Genomic DNA, 17705 nt, shown 5'->3' with positions numbered 1-17705 from the left:
TATGTTGATTGAGACATTTGCGATGCCTGGCCGACGGCATGGCTAAGGCACTATGAGAAAATCTTGAGTTCATCTCAAATTTAATGAGTTTGTCTCACATTAAACCGCAGCCCAGAATCTCCCTCATTCATTTTAAGAAGATCGAGGGACCACGACATGGCACTGGCACACAACCTGGGTTTCCCACGCATCGGCCGCGACCGTGAGTTGAAGAAAGCCCAGGAAGCGTTCTGGCAGGGCGAGCTGAACGAAGCTGGCCTGCGCGCTGTGGGCCGTGAGCTGCGTGCGGCCCACTGGCAGGTGCAGAAGGACGCCGGCATCGACCTGCTGCCGGTCGGCGACTTCGCCTGGTACGACCAGGTGCTAACCCACTCGCTGACCTTTGGCGTGATCCCCGAACGCTTCCGTGCCAAGGACGCTGCCAAGCCGACCCTGCAGACCCTGTTCGCCATGGCCCGAGGCGCCGTGGCGACGGACCGAAGCGACAGCTGCTGCGGTGGTGCCCACGCCCAGGAGATGACCAAGTGGTTCGACACCAACTACCACTACCTGGTCCCCGAGTTCAGCGCCGACCAGCAATTCGCCCTGAGCTGGGAGCAGCTGTTCGAGGAGGTCGAGGAGGCCAGGGCCCTGGGCCATGCGGTCAAGCCGGTGGTGATCGGCCCGTTGACCTATTTGTGGCTGGGCAAGGCCAAGGGCGCCGACTTCGACAAGCTCGACCTGCTCGACCGCCTGCTGCCGCTGTATGACCAGATCTTCAACCGCCTGGCGGTGCAGGGCGTGGAGTGGGTGCAGATCGACGAGCCGATCCTCGCCCTCGACCTGCCGCAGGACTGGAAGAACGCCTACGAGCGGGTCTACAACATCCTCCAGCGCGCCCCGCTGAAAAAACTGATCGCCACCTACTTCGGCGGTCTCGAAGACAACCTCGGCCTGGCCGCCAACCTGCCGGTCGATGGCCTGCACATCGACCTGGTGCGTGCCCCGGACCAGTACCCGACCATCCTCGACCGTCTGCCGGCCTACAAGGTGCTGTCGCTGGGCGTGGTCAACGGCCGCAACGTCTGGCGCTGCGATCTGGACAAGGCGCTGGAGGTGCTGCGCCATGCCCATGAGCGCCTGGGCGAGCGCCTTTGGGTGGCGCCGTCGTGCTCGCTGCTGCACAGCCCGGTGGACCTGGCCCGTGAAGACCAGCTCGATGACGAGCTGAAAAGCTGGCTGGCGTTCGCCGTGCAGAAGTGCCAGGAAGTGGCGGTGCTGGCCAAGGCACTGAACCAGCCCGAGGGCGACGAGGTGCTGGCGGCGCTGGCGCAGAGCCGCGCCGTGCAGCACAGCCGCGCCACCTCGCCACGGATTCACAAGCCGGCGGTGCAGGCCCGCGTCGCCGCGATCAAGCCAACCGACAGCCAGCGCGCCACCGCTTTCGAGCAGCGCATCGCCAAGCAGCGCGCCGGGCTGAACCTGCCGGCGTTTCCGACCACCACCATCGGTTCGTTCCCGCAGACCGCGGCCATCCGCCTGGCGCGCCAGGCGTTCAAGCAGGGCACGCTGACCGAGGCCGACTATATCGAGGCCATGCACAGCGAGATTCGCCATGCGGTTGAGATCCAGGAAAACCTCGGTCTGGATGTGCTGGTGCACGGCGAGGCCGAGCGCAACGACATGGTCGAGTACTTCGCTGAGCAACTGGACGGCTACATGTTCACCCGTTTCGGCTGGGTACAGAGCTACGGTTCGCGTTGCGTGAAGCCGGCGGTGATCTTCGGTGACCTGAGTCGCCCGAAGGCGATGACCGTGGCCTGGATCACCTACGCCCAGGGCCTTACCCGCAAGGTGATGAAGGGCATGCTCACCGGCCCGGTGACCATGCTGATGTGGTCGTTCCCTCGCGAGGACGTGAGCCGCGAGGTGCAGGCACAGCAGCTGGCGCTGGCGCTGCGTGACGAGGTGTTGGATCTGGAGGCCGCCGGCATCAAGATCGTGCAGATCGACGAAGCCGCTTTCCGCGAGGGCCTGCCGCTGCGCCGCAGTGCCTGGCCGCGCTACCTGGAGTGGGCCACCGAGGCGTTTCGCCTGTGTGCCTCGGGTGTGCGGGACGAGACGCAGATCCACACCCACATGTGCTACAGCGAGTTCAACGATGTGATCGAGTCGATCGCGGCGATGGATGCGGATGTGATCACCATCGAGACCTCGCGTTCGGACATGGAACTGCTGGAGGCGTTCGAGCAGTTCGCTTACCCGAACGAGATCGGTCCGGGCGTGTACGACATCCACTCACCGCGGGTGCCCGCCAGGGAAGAGATGGTCAAGCTACTGCGCAAGGCTGCCCAGCGGATTCCGGCCGAGCGGTTGTGGGTGAACCCGGATTGCGGCTTGAAGACCCGTGGCTGGCCGGAAACCGAGGCGGCGTTGGTGAACATGGTCGCCGCTGCCCGCGAGTTGCGCGCTTCGGCCTGACCTCATCGCGCATGTTCCCCGGACTTCGGCTAGAGTGCCCGGACATTCCTGCCGAAGCCCTGCCATGAAGCCCATCCACCTCACCCTGATCTGCCACGCCCGCACCGAGGCGCAAAGGGTGGGGCGCTTCGCCCAGGATGGCGAGCCTTTGCTGGAATTGCCGTCGCTTGTGCCTGAACCGGCGGTCCGCTACCTCAGCGCACCTGAGCTGCGTGCCCGGCAAACAGCCGAGGGCCTGAGGGCGACGGTTGATGAGGGGCTGCGCGATTGCGACCTGGGCACCTGGAAAGGTCAGCTGCTCAAGCATCTGGATGAGGCCGAGTTGCAGGCATGGCTGAGTGACCCCCATGCCACACCTCACGGCGGCGAATCGCTGGCCGCCCTGTGCGGGCGTGTTGCTCACTGGATGGACAGCGCCCTGGGCGAGGGCGAATGGATCGCCGTCACCCACCCCTTCGTCATCCGCGCCGCAATGCTGCATGCGCTGGGCGCGCCTGTGCAATCCTTCCACCGCATAGATGTGCAGCCCCTGGCCAATGTGCGGTTCAGCCATTACGGTCAGTGGCGGGTGCGACTGGCCTAGCGGCGCACCAACGCCGGCACGACGCGAACGTAGACCAGCTCGCTGACCAGCTCGACCAGCGTCTGGGTAATCACCGCCGCCGCTGCCAATGCCCGGATCGACTCAGGCAGCGCCAACGCCAACGGCAGCACCACCAGCGAGTTGCGCGTGGCGGCGCTGAAGGTCACCGCCCGGGCCTCGCCTGTGGACAACCTGAACAGGCGCGCCACAAACCACCCAAGCAGCGGCGCCAGCACAGCGAAGGCGACATACACCGGCACCACCGGCAGCAGGTCGTCCAGCCGGCTGGCGACCACGCCGATCTGCGAGCCGATCACCGCGATCAGCACCAGGGCCATGGCCGGCACCGGCAGCCAGGCCCAGGCATCGTTCCACTTCGAAACCACTGCAGAGCGCCGCGCCCCGGCGCTGGTGGCGACGGCCAGCAGCAGTGGCAGCGCGATCAGCAGCACGAAGGCCTCGACAAATGGCGCCACGGAAATCTCCACATGGCCGACGCCGCCGAGCATTAACGCCAGGTACAGCGGCAGCATCGCCAGTTGCACCAGCAACAGTACGGGCGTGGCGGCCAGGGTCAGGCGCGCGTCGCCCTTGCCGAGGTGGGTGAACACCACCACATAGTCGATACACGGCGTCAGCAGCACCAGCAGGGCGCCGACCAGCACGGCGGGTTGCTCGACCAGCCCCCGGGTTCCAGCCCAGACCAGCAGCGGCACCAGCACGAAGTTGGCCAGCAGCAGCGCGCCCATGAAGCGCCGGTTGCCAAGCCCTGCGCGCAGGTCGAGGAAGGGGATCTGCAGGAACATCGCGTACATCAGCACGGCGATGGCCGGAGTCACCAGCGCTTCGAGCACGCTGGCGGCGCTGGGTACGAGCAGGCCGAGCACGGCGGCCAGCGCCACGGCGACGAAGTAAAGGGGGATCTGGTTTTGCTCGAGTTGCTCTCTGTTCACGGGCGGCCTGGCATTTCCGACTGGATTACTGGGGCAGGCAGGGTACTATCCGGCGCAGTCCATAGGGAGTGATTCGATGCGAATTCTAGTGGTCGGTGCAAGCAAGGGATTGGGCCAGGCGCTGGTGCAGGGCCTGGGTGGGCAAGGCGATACGCTGATAGGTGTGTCGCGCAGCAGGCCGGCAGCGTTGCCGGGCGCGGCGCAGTGGATCGAGGCCGACCTCGGCCAGCCGCGCCAGGCCGCAGCGATCATCCAGGAGGCGGTGTCCGACGCTGGACTGGACGTGCTGGTGTACAACGTCGGCATCTGGGAGGCGCGGGCCTTCGAGGAGAACTACAGCTTTCTTGAGGATGACGAAGGGCAGATCGAGCGCATGGTCGACACCAACATCACCGCGCCGCTGCTGCTGATCAAGCGCCTGCTGCCGCTGCTGCTGCAGAGTGCCCGACCACGAATCATCCTCACCGGCTCCACCTCCGGCCTGCCGGGTAGTGGTCGCCCGGAGGTGACCTTTGGTGCCAGCAAGTTCGGCTTGCGCGGCATCGCCGAAAGCCTGCGTGAAGGCTTTCGCGAGCAAGGCCTGGGGGTGAGTTGCCTGAACCTGGGCTACCTGAACACCGAGGATGGCCTGGACGTGCCGCTGGCCGAGGCCGAACGACGGGGCGAGGGCTCGCTGATACCGTTGCACGATGTGGTGCAGGTGTGTCGGATGATGCTCAGCCTGTCCTCGGCCAGCTATGTGCGCGACATCACCTTGCCGGCGCTGCGCGACGAGCGCTTTTGAGCTGCGAGGGCGCGCGCCGATGCTGAAAAGGCCCGACAGGAGAACCCCGTCGGGCCCGGGCATGGGCCTCAGCTGACCAGGCAGATCGCCCGCAGTTTGGAGCCTTCGCGCACTTGCGTGGTGGTATCGCCGAGCCATTGCTGGGTATCGGTCTTCTGCTGTTTGGAGAACACGTCCTTGACGTTGTTCCAGCTTTCCACCGACAGCTGGTAGATCGCCTGGGACAAGGTGTACGACGATTGGAAGGTAATGGTGCCCTTATGGCTGGATGCCTTGATGGTGAACTCGCTGGCGTACAGCATGAAGTTTACCGAGCCGCTGTCGCCGGTTTGCAGGATGTTCTGGTTGAAGTTCGACTGGCGCTCGGTCTGCTCGGAATAGGACAGTGCCGCATTCACCAGGCTGCTCAGGGACTGTTTGATCTGCTCGACATCCTGGTTCTTCAGGCCGATGAAGCCTTTGACGAATGAGTCGACCAGCGCGTTGGCGTCATGGCTTTTTTGCTGGATCTGCGTGACTTGCGCTGCCAGCAGGGAAAGGAAGGGGATTTCCGCGATCTGCTGGGTGAAGGCGATGAAGTGCTCACGGTCACCGGCGGACTTTGGCTTTTGGTCGGTCGGCTGGTCCAGTGGGTTGTAGCCGGAGCGTCGGCGGGCAATGTCGATGGCCGTCTGCAGGCCTTCGTAGATGCTCACTGGTGCGCTGCCGGGGCTGACATTGGCGTCCGCATCCTTGGCATAGCTGCCGGTCGCCGTGCCCTTGGCCGGGCTGAAGAAGGGGTTGATGGCATCCGCGCCGCTGCGCATGGATTGGCCAGTCGCCGTGAGCAGTTGGCGGTTATAGTCCTGCGCGAAAATGTTGCCGCGCAGCGCCGTGGATTTTGCATTCGCCTTGGTTTCCGTCAGCCAGGCGTGGGCGCTTTCTTTTTCCGATGGAATTGCTCCTGGAGCGTGCATGTCAAATCCCTTTAGCAGATTTAATTATAGGTTCGATTGCACTTGAACTTAAGCAGTTCATGGAGTGCCTGACATAGGCTAGAGGGCACCTTGAAAGTGTCAAAGTGTCGTTTTGGTAACAGTCGGAAAGCAGTGTGCGTTGGTGAGCGTATTCGAATTAATGGCGCAGCTGCTTATCGTGAGCCGTTAAGTTGATGAGACTTTAAGTGCTCATTTGAAGATATTTTTTTATTTTATGAGTTATTTCGAGCTGCACTATTAATTGCAACTAGTGCTTCTGTATGGCGATTGTTCATGGTGGGCAACAGATCTTCGGGGCCGCTTCTGCGGTCCATCGCCAGCGGGCCGGCTCCCACCGCAACAGCGCACGACTATCGGGCAGTGTGGCCGGGGTGGGAGTTGGCTTGCCGACGATGGGCTGCAAGGCAGCCCCAAGAGCCGTCGGTCAGCGCTCGATTGCCAGGGCTACACCTTGGCCGCCGCCGATGCATAGCGTCGCCAACCCTTTCTTGGCATCGCGCTTGATCATCTCGTGCAGCAGGGTCACCAGCACCCGGCAGCCCGACGCGCCGATCGGGTGGCCCAGGGCAATGGCGCCGCCATTGACGTTGACCTTCGCCGCATCCCATTCCAGCTGCTTGCCCACCGCCAGGGCCTGGGCGGCGAAGGCTTCGTTGGCTTCGATCAGGTCCAGGTCGGCGAGCTGCCAGCCGGCCTTGTCCAGGCAGCGCCGGGTTGCCGACACCGGGCCGATGCCCATGATCGCCGGGTCCACCCCGGCGCTGGCGTAGGCGGCGACCTTGGCCAGAACCGGCAGGCCCAGGGTCTTGGCCTTGGCGGCGCTCATCAGCAGCACGGCGGCGGCGCCGTCGTTCAGGCTCGAGGCGTTGCCAGCGGTGACGCTGCCGTCTTTCTTGAACGCGGCGCGCAGTTTGCCCAGGGACTCGGCGCTGGTGCCAGGGCGTGGCTGCTCGTCGGTGTCGAACACCAGCGGCTCGCCTTTTTTCTGCGGGATGTGGATCGGGGTGATCTCGTCCTTGAAGCGGCCAGCCTCGATGGCGGTCACGGCCTTGCGCTGCGACTCGGCGGCGAAGGCATCCTGCTGCTCGCGGCTCAGGCCGTACTTGTCCACCAGATTCTCGGCAGTAATGCCCATGTGGTAATCGTTGAAGGCGTCCCACAGGCCGTCGCTGATCATGCTGTCGACCAGCTGGCCGTGGCCCATGCGCTGGCCGGTGCGTGCCGAGGGCATTACATAAGGCGCCAGGCTCATGCTCTCCTGGCCACCGGCGATCACCACCTCGGCGTCGCCGCAGCGGATGGCCTGGGCGGCCAGGTGCAGGGCCTTGAGGCCCGAGCCGCAGACCTTGTTCAGGGTCAGGGCCGGTACTTCATAAGGCAGGCCAGCCTTGACGGCGGCCTGGCGGGCGGGGTTTTGCCCGGCACCGGCGGTGAGCACCTGGCCGAGGATCACTTCGTCGACCTGCGCCGGGTCCAGCTGGGTCTGGGCCAGCAGCTGGCGGATCACCGCGGCGCCCAGTTCCACGGCGGACACGTTGGCCAGGGCCCCCTGGAAACTGCCGATGGCAGTGCGGGTGGCGGCGACGATGACGACTTCGTTCATTGTTGTTCTCCAGGATACGAGCGTGATCGTCACAGCATCCGCGCCCGGGGCTTATTTGAGAAGTTTGTTTTTCTTTGCCATTGATCTGAAATTCAAATGAATGATCGGCGTGCCGGCATGCCCTCATTCGGACTCGCCAAGGCTTGGCCACTCCGATGAGCGTGGGGCTGCATGACGGCCCTTTGCCGTTCAGCGCACGGTGCTGGCCTGGATCGCGGTCAAGGCGATGGTGTGCACGATATCGTCCACCTGCGCTCCGCGCGGCAGGTCGTTGACCGGCTTGCGCAGCCCTTGCAGCATCGGCCCGAGGCTGACGCAGTCGGCGCTGCGCTGCACCGCCTTGTGCGTGGTGTTGCCGGTGTTCAGGTCGGGGAACACGAACACCGTGGCGCGCCCGGCTACCGGACTCGACGGCGCCAGCTGTCGGGCAATCTCGGGATTGGCGGCGGCGTCGTACTGCAACGGGCCGTCGATCAGCAGGTCGTGCTCGGCCTGCTGCGCCAGGCGCGTGGCCTCGCGGACCTTCTCCACTTCTTCGTCGCTGGCCGCCGAGTCGCTGGAGTAGCTGAGCATCGCCACCCGTGGCGCGATGCCGAACGATTCGGCCGACTCGGCGCTCTGCCGGGCGATCTCGGCCAGTTCGGCTGCGCTGGGGTGCGGGTTCATCACGCAGTCGCCATAGACCAGCACCTGGTCGGGGAACAGCATGAAGAACACCGAGGACACCAGGCTGCTGCCCGGTGCGGTCTTGATCAGTTGCAAGGCCGGCCGGATGGTGTTGGCGGTGGAGTGCACCAGACCGGAGACCAGGCCGTCCACTTCGCCGAGGGCCAGCATCATGGTGCCGATCACCACCGGGTCTTCCAGCTGCTGCTCGGCCATCGGCGCGTTGAGGTTCTTGCTCTTGCGCAGGTTCACCATGGGTTCGACATAGCGGCCACGGATCACCTCGGGGTCGAGTACCTCCAGGTCCGGCGGCAGGCTGATGCCCTGGGCGCGGGCCACGGCCTGCACTTCCTCGGGTTTGGCCAGCAGCACGCAACGGGCGATGCCCCGGGCCTGGCACAAGGCCGCAGCCTGCACCAGCAAGGGCTCGGCGCCCTCGGGCAGGACGATGCGCTTGTTGGCCTGCTGGGCGCGCTGGATCAACTGGTAGCGGAACACCGCCGGTGACAGGCGCAGCTCGCGTGGCGTGCCGCAGCGCTGGTGCAGCCAGGCGGCGTCCAGGTGGCTGGCGACGAAGTCGGTGATGAATTCGGCGCGCTCGCGGTCGTCCACCGGGATCTCGCGGTTCAGCGAGTTGAGCTGGTTGGCGGTGTCGTAGGAGCCGGTGCTCACCGAAAGGATCGGCAGGCCGGCCTGCAGGGCGCCGCGGCACAGCTCGAGGATGCGCGGGTCGGGCTTGCTGTCGCTGGTCAGCAGCAGGCCGGCCAGGGGCACGCCGTTGATCGCCGCCATGCACACGGCGAGGATGATGTCGTCGCGGTCGCCCGGCGTCACCACCAGGGTGCCGGAGGTCAGCAGCGGCACGGTGTTGGCCACGGTGCGGGCGCAGATGATGATCTTGCTCATGCGCCGCTGGTCATAGTCGCCGGGGTTGAGCACCTGGGCGCCGAGCAGCTCGGCCACGTCGCGGGTGCGCGGGGCGTTGAGCTCGGCCTGGTAGGGGATGCAGCCGAGCAGGCGGAAGTCGTTGCCGCGCAGCAGCGGCGAGTGCTCGCGCAGGCGCGTGGCGAAATCGGCCATGCTTTCGTCGGTGCGCACCTTGTTGAGGATCACCCCCAGCACTTTCGGGTCGCGCGGGCCGCCGAACAGCTGGGCCTGCAGCTCGACGCGGCCGGACAGCTCGCTGAGCACCTCGTTTTCCGGCGCCGATACCAGGATCACCTCGGCGTCCAGGCTCTTGGCCAGGTGCAGGTTGACCCGGGCGGCATAGCTGGCGTGACGGGTCGGCACCATGCCCTCGACCACCACCACGTCCTTGCCGACGCAGGCCTGCTGGTACAGGCGGATGATCTGTTCGAGCAGTTCGTCGAGCTGGCCGTCACCGAGCATGCGCTCGACATGGCCCAGGCTCAGGGGCGTCGGCGGCTTGATGCCATGGGTGCGGGCGACCAGTTCGCTGGAGCGCTCCGGGCCGGTGTCGCCGGGGTGCGGCTGCGCAATCGGCTTGAAGAAGCCTACCTTGAGCCCGGCGCGCTCCAGGGTGCGCACCAGGCCCAGGCTGATGGAGGTCAGGCCGACACCGAAGTCGGTCGGCGCGATGAAAAATGTCTGCATGCGTGCTTCTCGGAATAAGCGGTGCAAGGAGTTCAGCGGCCAAGGGTAGCGCTAACGGCACCCTGAGCGCACCAGCCGCAGGGGAATACCTGGCCGATGCGCCGGGCGCGTTCGTCGGCATCGAGCACCCAGGGCCGGGCCTGCCAGGGCGGCTGGTGGCGCAGATGCTGGGTGTGGCCGCAGGACAGCTCGACCACCCAGTGCCGCTCTTCGTCGAGGTGGAAGCCGGTGATCCGACTGATGGGCTGCTGTTGGTCCGCGCCGGGTTCGCAATCGGCTGATGCGTTGGTTACACTTGTTCGTTCTATATACTTTTGCAAAAGGTCTTGCCCCATGCTGATCGCCGCCAACAAGGCTGTCTCCATCGACTATACCCTCACCAACGACGCTGGTGAGGTCATCGACAGCTCCGCCGGTGGTGCGCCGCTGGTCTACCTGCACGGTGCCGGCAACATCATCCCGGGCCTGGAAAAAGCCCTGGAAGGCAAGCAGGCCGGTGACGAACTGACCGTTGCCATCGAGCCCGAAGAAGCCTACGGCGAATACTCCGCCGAGCTGGTCAGCACCCTGAGCAGCAAGATGTTCGAAGGCGTCGACAAACTCGAAGTCGGCATGCAGTTCCACGCCTCGGCGCCGGACGGCCAGATGCAGATCGTCACCATCCGCGACATCGACGGCGACGACGTGACCGTCGACGGCAACCACCCGCTGGCTGGCCAGCGCCTGAACTTCAAGGTCAAGGTTGTCGACGTGCGTGACGCCAGCGAAGAAGAAATCGCTCACCGTCACATCCACGGTGAAGGTGGCCATCACCACTGATTTTCTGCGCTAAGCTCAGAGAGTCGCCAGGCGCTCGGGCAAGCCGGACTTGCCCTCCTCGGGAGGGTGGACGGTTTGGCCGCGCGCCTTTTTCGTGGGCGGGATTCGCCCCTGCGGCAATCGGAACCTGAGAGGGGATTTCATCATGAGTGCATTTCACGACCTGACGTTGAAGGCGCTGAACGGCGAGGACCTGCCCCTCGCTCCGTTCAAGGGCCAGGTGGTGCTGGTGGTCAATGTCGCCTCCAAGTGCGGGCTGACGCCGCAATACGCTTCGCTGGAAAAACTGCACCAGCAATTCAAGGGCAAGGGCTTCAACGTGCTCGGCCTGCCGTGCAACCAGTTCGCAGGCCAGGAGCCTGGCAGCGAGAAGGAAATCCAGGACTTCTGCAGCCTCAACTACGGCGTGAGCTTCCCGCTGGGGGCCAAGCTCGAGGTGAACGGCCCGCAACGTCATTCGCTGTATCGCCTGTTGGCGGGCGAAGGCGCTGAGTTCCCTGGCGACATCAGCTGGAATTTCGAGAAGTTCCTGGTCGGTAAGGATGGCCGGGTGCTGGCACGCTTCGCCCCACGTACCGCACCAGATGATCCGACCGTGGTGCAGGCCATCGAGAAAGCGCTGGCTTGAAGGCAGCGCCAACAGGGGGCGCTTGTCCAGAGGGCTGTCGCGCGGTCGGTGTGGTTCTGGAGGCTCTTGAGCGGGTTGTCGAAATTGACCAGAGCGCGCCGGCATCGGCCTGCAGGTCCCCGTTGGCGGTGCCGCTTTCCAAGGTGCGCACCTTCTTGGGTTTCAACTCGTAACGACTGACCGGTTGGGCAGCTGGCTCGCCATCGCGCGTGTCGGCATGCTTTGCTTATGAGAATTGAAATCATTAGTATTGCAGCCCCCATTCCCGGATCCTCGTCATGAAGAGCAAAGCCGCCGGCCTTCCCCTGAGCTACCGCCTGGCCGTGACTTCCCGCAGCTTGGCAGCGCTGCTGGGCGGCTATCTGCTGGCGTCGATGGCCAGTGTCTGCATCACCCTGCTTGCGCCGATGACCCAGGCCGACGCGACGATGACCGGAATGATGCTGTCATTCGTCGTCTACCTCATCGCGTTCGTCTGGTGCTTCGCCTGTCGGAGCGCCTGGCGTGCCTGGCTGGGCATGCTGTTGCCAAGCCTGGTGCTGGGGCTGATCAACGTACTGGCCTACTGGATGAACCTGTCATGAAAGAAGGCTTCCGCCAGGCCATGGCCTGGCTGCATACCTGGACCGGCCTGATCTTCGGCTGGTTGCTGTTTGCCATCTTCCTCACCGGGACGCTGTCGTACTTCAAGGAAGAGATCAGCCACTGGACCCGGCCCGAGGTGCAGAGCCATCCGCTCGACCCAGTGGCCAGCCTTGGCCTGGCCCAGCGTTACCTCGAAACCCATGCGGGGCATGCCAGCACCTGGTTCATCCGTTTGCCCAGCGAGCGCCAGGCGGCGCTGAGCGTCAGCTGGCGCGACCCTAACGGTGATGGACGTCGTGGCTTCACCGACAAGAACCTCGACGCGCGCACCGGTGAGGCAGTCCAGGCCCGCGACAGCCGGGGCGGCGAGTTCTTTTACCGCTTCCACTTTCAATTGCAGATGCCCCACCCTTGGGGGCGCTGGCTGTCGACCTTCTGCGCCTTCATCATGTTGTTGGGGCTGGTCACCGGGATCATCACCCACAAGAAGATCTTCAAGGAGTTCTTCACCTTCCGCCCGGGCAAGGGCCAGAGGTCCTGGCTCGACGGCCACAACGCCATCGGTGTGCTGGTGCTGCCGTTCCACCTGATGATCAGCTACAGCAGCCTGGTGATCTTCATGTACATGGTCATGCCGGCCAGCATCCTGGCCAGCTATGGTGACAGCAGCGGCTACTTCAACGATGTGTTCGGCCGCGACGAAGTGCCCGAGGCGGTTGCCCAGGCCGCGCCGCTGGCGCCGTTGACTGACCTGTATGCCAAGGTCCAGGAACAGGCGCCGGGGGCGCGCATGGGCTACATCCGGGTATACAACCCCGGTGACCGCAACGCTCGGGTCACTTTCAACCGTGCCTCGGCCGACAGTGTCGCCTACCAGCGCAGCGCCACCTGGACTTTCGATGGCGTCAGCGGTGAGCTGTTGCGACGCGGGGCGCCGGAAAGCGCGGCGATGACCACTTCGTTCACCTTCGTCGGCCTGCACATGGGCAACTTCGCCGGGCCTTGGCTGCGCTGGCTCTACTTTGCCTTCGGCGTGGCCGGCACGGCGGTGATCGGCACGGGCCTGGTGATGTGGTTGGGCAAGCGCCAACTCAAGCACGCCAAGAATGAGCGCATGCCCGGCGAACTGCGCCTGGTCGAAGTGCTGAACATCGCCAGCATGAGCGGCCTGTTGCTGGGTGTGGCGGCGTTCTTCTGGGCCAATCGCCTGCTGCCGGCAACGCTGGAAGGGCGGGCTGACTGGGAGATCAACGGCTTCTTCCTGGCCTGGGGCGCGTCATTGCTCCACGCCATGCTCAGGAGCGGGCGCCGCGCCTGGGGCGAGCAACTGACGCTGGGCGCGCTGGCGTTCGCCTTGCTGCCGTTGCTCAACGCGCTGACCTCCGACCAGGGCCTGGATCACTCCATCGCCGCGGGTGACTGGGCCATGGCCGGTTTCGACCTGACGGCCCTGGCCACCGGCCTGTTCCTGGCCTGGGCCGCCGGCAAGATGCTGCGCGCGCCCAAGCCGGTCGCCAAGCATGCGCCACGCGCCGCCAAGACCGTGGAGGCGAGCTGATGCTGGGGATTGCGCTGATGGGCTTCGCCGGTTTTGCCGGCCTGTGCCTGGCCATGGAAAAACACTTCAACGACCTGCTCGGGCGCAAGCCCACGGGGCGGCAGCTGCGAGCCTTGAAGATCACGGGCTGGGCGTTGCTGCTGCTGTCGTTGATCCTCGCCGTGCATGGGCGCGGCTGGGCCCTGGGCCTGGTGGAGTGGATCGCCGTGCTGATGGCCGGCGTGACCCTGTGGGTGTTCGGCCTGCCCTACCAGCCGCGGCTGTTGCTCGGCGCGGCGCTTGCCAGCCTGGTGCTCGGGCCGCTGCTGGCCGTGCTGGCGGTCTAGGCCCTTGAGCGACTCCGAGGCCGGCGGCGGGCGGGCACGCTTCCTCCAGGTGTTCCTCGCCCAGCGTGCGCGCATGGAGGCGCTGGTCAGCCGCCGCGTCGGCTGCCGCGCCACGGCGTCGGACCTGGTGCAGGACTTGTTCCTGCGCTTCTGGCGGCGCCCCGAGGTGCAGGTCGAGGCGCTCGATACCTACCTGCTGCGCAGCGCCAGCAACCTGGCTATCGACTACCTGCGCAGCGAAGGCAGCCGCGACCGGGTCGCTGAAGGCCTGCATGATCCTGACAGCGTGTCGGACAGCCAGGCCCCCGACCAGGCCCTGGAGGTCGATCACGACCTGCAACGCATCGAGGCGGCCCTGCGGGCGCTGCCCGAACGCACCCGGCAGATCTTCCTGCTCAGCCGCATCCATGGCTGCACCTACGGCGAGATCGCCAAGGCCATGCAGTTGTCCCAGAGCGCAGTGGAAAAGCATATGATGCGCGCCCTCGAAGCGTGCAAGGCGAGTGTCGCCGACCCCGCGTCCCCACTGCGCCGGCCAGGGAGCGCCCGTCGATGAGTGTTGAACAGCCGATCACTGCCGCCCAGTCCCAGGCCGCCCTGCGCTGGCTGGGGCGCATCCAGCAGCAGCCGGCGCAGGCCGAGGGCGCGGCGTTCAAGCGTTGGTTGCTGGAGAGCCCCGCCCATCGCCAGGCCTATGCCGAAGCCCAGGCGCTTTGGCGCCTGAGCGAGGCGCCGGCGGCGCGGCTGGCGGCCGAGGAACACCAAGGCCTGCAAACATACCTGGAGGCCATGCGCCGGCCCGAGCGCAAGCGACCGTGGCGCGGCCTGGCAGTGGCGGCGAGCCTGGTCCTGGCGCTGGGATTCGCGGCAGGCTGGCAGCCGCAGTTCTGGCTGCAGGACCTACGCGCCGACTACACCAGCGGGGCGCAGGTGCGGCAGGTGACCCTGGCCGATCGTTCGCAACTGACCCTGGATGCCGGCACTGCCGTGGCAGTGGATTTCGCCCAGGGCGAGCGGCGTGTGCGGTTGCTGCGCGGCGCCGCGTTCTTCGAGGTGACCCATACCGGCGAGCCGTTCCTGGTGGATGCCCAGGGCGGCGAAGTGCGGGTGCTGGGGACCCAGTTCGAGGTGCGCGGGCAGGGTGACGGCGCGCAGGTCACGGTACGCAGCGGGCGGGTGGCGGTAACGGCAGCCGAAGGGCAGCCTGCCCACGAACTGACAGCCAACCAGCAACTGGCCTATGCCGGTGGTGTGGCCGGTGGGGTCGAGGCGGTGGACAGCGACAGCCGCCTGGCCTGGCGCCAGGGCTGGCTGAACTACTACCAGGTGCCGTTGGCGCAGGTGCTCGAGGACCTGGGGCGTTACTACCCGGGGCGGATCCTGCTGCTCGACGGTGAGCTGGCGCAGCGCAGGGTCAGTGGCAGTTTCCCGGTTGAGGAACCGCTGGCCGCGCTGGATTCGCTGGGCAAGGTGCTGGGGTTCGAGCGGCAGACGCTGTTGGGCCGGTTGACCGTTTTGCGTTGACCTGAGCCGACGTCAGCGCGGGGCAAGCCCGCTCCCACGATCTTGGACCCTGCAAGCCACCGCGTGGGAGCGAGCTTGCCCCGCGATAGGGTCGGAACAGCAAAATATTTCCATCAGGTGATGAGGTACCCCACGCCGGCATCCGTGTAGTAAGTGGAAGTGCGATTCATTCGCATACGATCATCCCGCCCACAGGTCCGCGTCCATGAAGTTCACCCCGCGTTGCGTCTCGCTCTGGTTCGGCCTCTGCAGCTTGTCCGCCGTGGCCGTCGTGCCCCAGGCCGTGGCCGCCCAGCAGAGCCAGGTCTATGCCTTCGCCCAGCCCAGCCAGCCGTTGGCCCAGGCGCTCAACGCCTTCAGCCGTACCACCGGGCAGAGCGTGGTCTATACCCTGACGCTACCGGACCTGCGAGCCCCGGCGCTGAACGGCACCTTCGACGCCGAGCAGGCTCTGCAGCAGTTGCTCGGCAATTCAGGCCTGGCCTGGCGCCGCCTCGACGCCCGCACGCTGACCCTGGAGCCGGTCGACACTTCCGGCGCGGTGAACCTGCAAGCCACCACCATCAACTCGCAACTGGACGACTACAGCTACCAGCCGCCGGCCAGCGCCTCGATCATGCGCGGCCAGGGCGCGACCCTGGATATCCCGCAGGCCGTGAACGTGGTCCCGGCCCAGGTGATCCGCGACCAGGCGCCGCGCAATCTGGACGATGCCCTGTACAACGTCAGCGGCATCACCCAGGGCAACAACTTCGGCGGTACCGCAGACACCGTGATGAAGCGTGGCTTCGGCGACAACCGCGACGGTTCGATCATGCGCGACGGCATGCCGATCGTGCAGGGCCGCGCGCTCAATGCCAGCACCGAGCGGGTCGAAGTGCTCAAGGGCCCGGCCTCGCTGCTTTACGGCATCCAGGACCCGGGCGGGGTGATCAATGTGGTCAGCAAGCGCCCGCAACTTGCGCAGTACAACGCCCTGACCCTGCGCGGCTCGACCTACGGCAACGGCAAGAACGGCAGCGGTGGCGGCCTGGACAGCACCGGTGCGCTGGGGGAGAGCAACCTGGCCTATCGCCTGATCGTCGATCACGAGGATGAAGACTACTGGCGCAACTTCGGCGTGCACCGCGAATCGCTGGTGGCGCCGTCGCTGGCCTGGTACGGCGAGGACACCCAGGTGGTGCTGGCCTATGAGCACCGCGAGTTTCGCTATCCGTTCGACCGCGGGACCGCCTTCGGCAGCGATGGCCACCCGTTGAACATACCCGCTACTCGCCGCCTGGACGAGCCGTTCAACGACATGGAGGGCCGCTCCGACCTGTACCGCCTGGAAATCGACCATCAGCTGGACGACGCGTGGAAGCTGCACGTCGGCTACAGCTTCAACCGCGAAACCTACGATGCCAGCCAGGTGCGCGTGACCGGCGTGGATGAAAGCAAGGGCACGCTGTCGCGCAGTATCGACGGCACCCGGGGCGCCCTGAGCCGTGACCAGTTCGTCACCTTCAGCCTCAACGGCAGTGTCGAGCTGGCCGGCATGCGTCACGATCTGGTGCTGGGTGCCGATCACGAGGACCGCAAGGTCTACCGCGCCGACCTGATCCGCCAGAACAGCCGCTCGACCTTCAGCTATCTGAACCCGGTCTATGGCCGCGAAGTGGAAGGCACCAACGTGCGCGCCAGCGACAGCGACCAGACCGACAAGCTGCGCACCGATTCGCTGTTCCTGCAGGACGCCTGGCACCTGGACGAGCACTGGATCCTGGTGGCAGGCGGGCGTTTCCAGCAGTACGACCAGTACGCCGGCCGCGGCCGACCGTTCAACGTCAACACCGACAGCAGTGACCAGACCTGGGTGCCCCATGCGGGCGTCGTCTACAAGGTCGATGAGCAGCTGTCGTTCTATGGCAGCTACAGCGAGTCGTTCAAGCCCAACTCGACCATCGCCCCGCTGAGCATCGGTGGTGGCCGCACCCTGACCCTGGACTCTGGGATCGCGCCGGAGGAGGGCAAGTCCTGGGAGCTGGGGGCCAAGCTCGACGTGCCGGGCGCGGTGACCGGTACCCTGGCGCTGTTCGACATCACCAAGCGCAACGTGCTGGTGGCCGATGGCGACACCCAGCCGGGGACCATTCTCTACAGCAACGCGGGGGAAGTTCGTTCACGGGGCGTCGAGCTGGACCTGACTGGCCAGCTCAGCGAGCGCTGGAGCCTGATCGGGGCCTATGCCTTTACCGACGCCGAGGTCACCAAGGACCCGCAGCTCAAGGGCAACCGCCTGCAGAACGTCGCCCGCCACAGTGGTTCGCTGTCGGCGGTATACGACTACGGCAGCCTGTTCGGCGGTGATCGCCTGCGCCTGGGAGCCGGTGCGCGCTACGTGGGTGAGCGTGCGGGCAATGCGACAAACGACTTCGACCTGCCGGCCTACACCGTGGCCGATGCCTTCGCCAGCTACGAAACCAAGCTGGACGAGCACAAGGTGCGCCTGCAGTTGAACGTGAAGAACCTGTTCGACAAGGTGTACTACAGCTCCGCGGTGAACCGCTATTTCGTTGCGGTGGGGGATGCGCGGCAAGTCAGCCTGTCGAGCACCTTCGAGTTCTGACCAATCGATGATGGGCG

At 65.6% G+C, this 17705-nt stretch carries 16 protein-coding genes; 11 read left to right on the top strand and 5 right to left on the bottom strand.

All coding sequences use genetic code 11. The annotated features are described in order from the left end of the window. The first annotated feature begins 156 nt into the window (after nt 1-156). Both metE and LU688_RS23310 read left to right on the top strand, forming a co-directional pair. Nucleotides 157-2460 (top strand): 5-methyltetrahydropteroyltriglutamate--homocysteine S-methyltransferase, encoded by a 2304-nt coding sequence (gene metE, locus LU688_RS23315; RefSeq protein ID WP_160290921.1) that lies wholly within the window; start codon nt 157-159, stop codon nt 2458-2460. A 64-nt stretch (nt 2461-2524) separates the two neighbouring features. Then, nucleotides 2525-3043: a histidine phosphatase family protein gene (locus LU688_RS23310; protein WP_023632629.1), complete on the top strand. Its 519-nt coding sequence runs from the start codon at nt 2525-2527 to the stop codon at nt 3041-3043. Here the strand turns inward: LU688_RS23310 and LU688_RS23305 are convergent. Beyond that, complete coding sequence (locus LU688_RS23305) at nt 3040-3996, bottom strand: arsenic resistance protein (RefSeq protein ID WP_160290922.1); 957 nt, start codon at nt 3994-3996, stop codon at nt 3040-3042. The genes LU688_RS23310 and LU688_RS23305 overlap by 4 nt on opposite strands. Nucleotides 3997-4072: 76 nt before the next feature. Between LU688_RS23305 and LU688_RS23300 the strand changes: the two genes are divergently transcribed. Beyond that, nucleotides 4073-4780 (top strand): SDR family oxidoreductase, encoded by a 708-nt coding sequence (locus tag LU688_RS23300; RefSeq protein ID WP_104444920.1) that lies wholly within the window; start codon nt 4073-4075, stop codon nt 4778-4780. Nucleotides 4781-4848: 68 nt separating this feature from the next. Here LU688_RS23300 and LU688_RS23295 read toward each other — a convergent pair whose 3' ends face one another. From LU688_RS23295 to LU688_RS23280, 4 genes are all read right to left on the bottom strand, one after another. After that, nucleotides 4849-5736 (bottom strand): hypothetical protein, encoded by an 888-nt coding sequence (locus LU688_RS23295; RefSeq protein WP_023631032.1) that lies wholly within the window; start codon nt 5734-5736, stop codon nt 4849-4851. A 445-nt stretch (nt 5737-6181) separates the two neighbouring features. Beyond that, the gene (locus LU688_RS23290) at nt 6182-7360 is read right to left on the bottom strand and encodes an acetyl-CoA C-acetyltransferase (protein ID WP_038706800.1); all 1179 of its coding nucleotides are present in this window, start codon (nt 7358-7360) and stop codon (nt 6182-6184) included. A 189-nt stretch (nt 7361-7549) separates the two neighbouring features. Further along, nucleotides 7550-9640, bottom strand: coding sequence for a phosphate acetyltransferase (gene pta, locus LU688_RS23285; protein WP_038706799.1), 2091 nt, complete (start codon nt 9638-9640; stop codon nt 7550-7552). A gap of 32 nt (nt 9641-9672) precedes the next feature. Then, nucleotides 9673-9975: a DUF3565 domain-containing protein gene (locus LU688_RS23280; protein WP_081941345.1), complete on the bottom strand. Its 303-nt coding sequence runs from the start codon at nt 9973-9975 to the stop codon at nt 9673-9675. On the opposite strand from LU688_RS23280, the gene LU688_RS23275 reads away from it, so the two are divergent. The 8 genes from LU688_RS23275 to LU688_RS23240 all read left to right on the top strand — a co-directional run bounded on the left by LU688_RS23275 (nt 9974) and on the right by LU688_RS23240 (nt 17688). Continuing rightward, nucleotides 9974-10459, top strand: coding sequence for an FKBP-type peptidyl-prolyl cis-trans isomerase (locus LU688_RS23275; RefSeq protein ID WP_160290923.1), 486 nt, complete (start codon nt 9974-9976; stop codon nt 10457-10459). The two genes, LU688_RS23280 and LU688_RS23275, sit on opposite strands and share 2 nt — an antisense overlap. A gap of 145 nt (nt 10460-10604) precedes the next feature. Then, entirely contained in the window at nt 10605-11087 is a 483-nt protein-coding gene (locus LU688_RS23270) for a glutathione peroxidase (protein WP_094011746.1), read from the top strand. Between the two features lie 278 nt (nt 11088-11365). Next, nucleotides 11366-11671 carry a DUF3649 domain-containing protein gene (locus tag LU688_RS23265; protein ID WP_160290924.1) on the top strand — a complete coding sequence of 102 codons (306 nt, stop codon included), beginning with the start codon at nt 11366-11368 and terminating at the stop codon, nt 11669-11671. Continuing rightward, a complete protein-coding gene (locus LU688_RS23260) occupies nt 11668-13230 on the top strand; it encodes a PepSY-associated TM helix domain-containing protein (protein ID WP_160290925.1) in 1563 nt (520 codons plus the stop codon). The genes LU688_RS23265 and LU688_RS23260 overlap by 4 nt, the downstream gene beginning before the upstream one ends. Further along, on the top strand, nt 13230-13556 hold the full coding sequence (locus tag LU688_RS23255) for a DUF3325 domain-containing protein (protein ID WP_160290926.1): 327 nt from the start codon (nt 13230-13232) through the stop codon (nt 13554-13556). Before LU688_RS23260 ends, LU688_RS23255 begins: the two co-directional genes overlap by 1 nt. A 4-nt stretch (nt 13557-13560) precedes the next feature. Continuing rightward, entirely contained in the window at nt 13561-14112 is a 552-nt protein-coding gene (locus LU688_RS23250; RefSeq protein WP_232887993.1) for an RNA polymerase sigma factor, read from the top strand. Further along, the gene (locus LU688_RS23245; protein WP_160290927.1) at nt 14109-15080 is read left to right on the top strand and encodes a FecR family protein; all 972 of its coding nucleotides are present in this window, start codon (nt 14109-14111) and stop codon (nt 15078-15080) included. The genes LU688_RS23250 and LU688_RS23245 overlap by 4 nt, the downstream gene beginning before the upstream one ends. 205 nt (nt 15081-15285) lie before the next feature. Next, nucleotides 15286-17688 carry a TonB-dependent siderophore receptor gene (locus LU688_RS23240; protein ID WP_160290928.1) on the top strand — a complete coding sequence of 801 codons (2403 nt, stop codon included), beginning with the start codon at nt 15286-15288 and terminating at the stop codon, nt 17686-17688. Nucleotides 17689-17705: the final 17 nt, after the last annotated feature.

The organism is Pseudomonas soli (assembly GCF_021283165.2).
Taxonomy (GTDB): domain Bacteria; phylum Pseudomonadota; class Gammaproteobacteria; order Pseudomonadales; family Pseudomonadaceae; genus Aquipseudomonas; species Aquipseudomonas soli.
The sequence above is the reverse complement of the archived record's forward strand: the minus strand, read 5'-3'. Positions and strand labels throughout refer to the sequence as shown.

Coding starts and splice junctions, on each gene's coding strand:
- metE (WP_160290921.1), top strand. CDS start 157: ATGGCACTGGCACACAACCTGGGTTTCCCACGCATCGGCCGCGACCGT.
- LU688_RS23310 (WP_023632629.1), top strand. CDS start 2,525: ATGAAGCCCATCCACCTCACCCTGATCTGCCACGCCCGCACCGAGGCG.
- LU688_RS23300 (WP_104444920.1), top strand. CDS start 4,073: ATGCGAATTCTAGTGGTCGGTGCAAGCAAGGGATTGGGCCAGGCGCTG.
- LU688_RS23295 (WP_023631032.1), bottom strand. CDS start 5,736: ATGCACGCTCCAGGAGCAATTCCATCGGAAAAAGAAAGCGCCCACGCC.
- LU688_RS23290 (WP_038706800.1), bottom strand. CDS start 7,360: ATGAACGAAGTCGTCATCGTCGCCGCCACCCGCACTGCCATCGGCAGT.
- pta (WP_038706799.1), bottom strand. CDS start 9,640: ATGCAGACATTTTTCATCGCGCCGACCGACTTCGGTGTCGGCCTGACC.
- LU688_RS23275 (WP_160290923.1), top strand. CDS start 9,974: ATGCTGATCGCCGCCAACAAGGCTGTCTCCATCGACTATACCCTCACC.
- LU688_RS23280 (WP_081941345.1), bottom strand. CDS start 9,975: ATGGGGCAAGACCTTTTGCAAAAGTATATAGAACGAACAAGTGTAACC.
- LU688_RS23270 (WP_094011746.1), top strand. CDS start 10,605: ATGAGTGCATTTCACGACCTGACGTTGAAGGCGCTGAACGGCGAGGAC.
- LU688_RS23265 (WP_160290924.1), top strand. CDS start 11,366: ATGAAGAGCAAAGCCGCCGGCCTTCCCCTGAGCTACCGCCTGGCCGTG.
- LU688_RS23260 (WP_160290925.1), top strand. CDS start 11,668: ATGAAAGAAGGCTTCCGCCAGGCCATGGCCTGGCTGCATACCTGGACC.
- LU688_RS23255 (WP_160290926.1), top strand. CDS start 13,230: ATGCTGGGGATTGCGCTGATGGGCTTCGCCGGTTTTGCCGGCCTGTGC.
- LU688_RS23245 (WP_160290927.1), top strand. CDS start 14,109: ATGAGTGTTGAACAGCCGATCACTGCCGCCCAGTCCCAGGCCGCCCTG.
- LU688_RS23240 (WP_160290928.1), top strand. CDS start 15,286: ATGAAGTTCACCCCGCGTTGCGTCTCGCTCTGGTTCGGCCTCTGCAGC.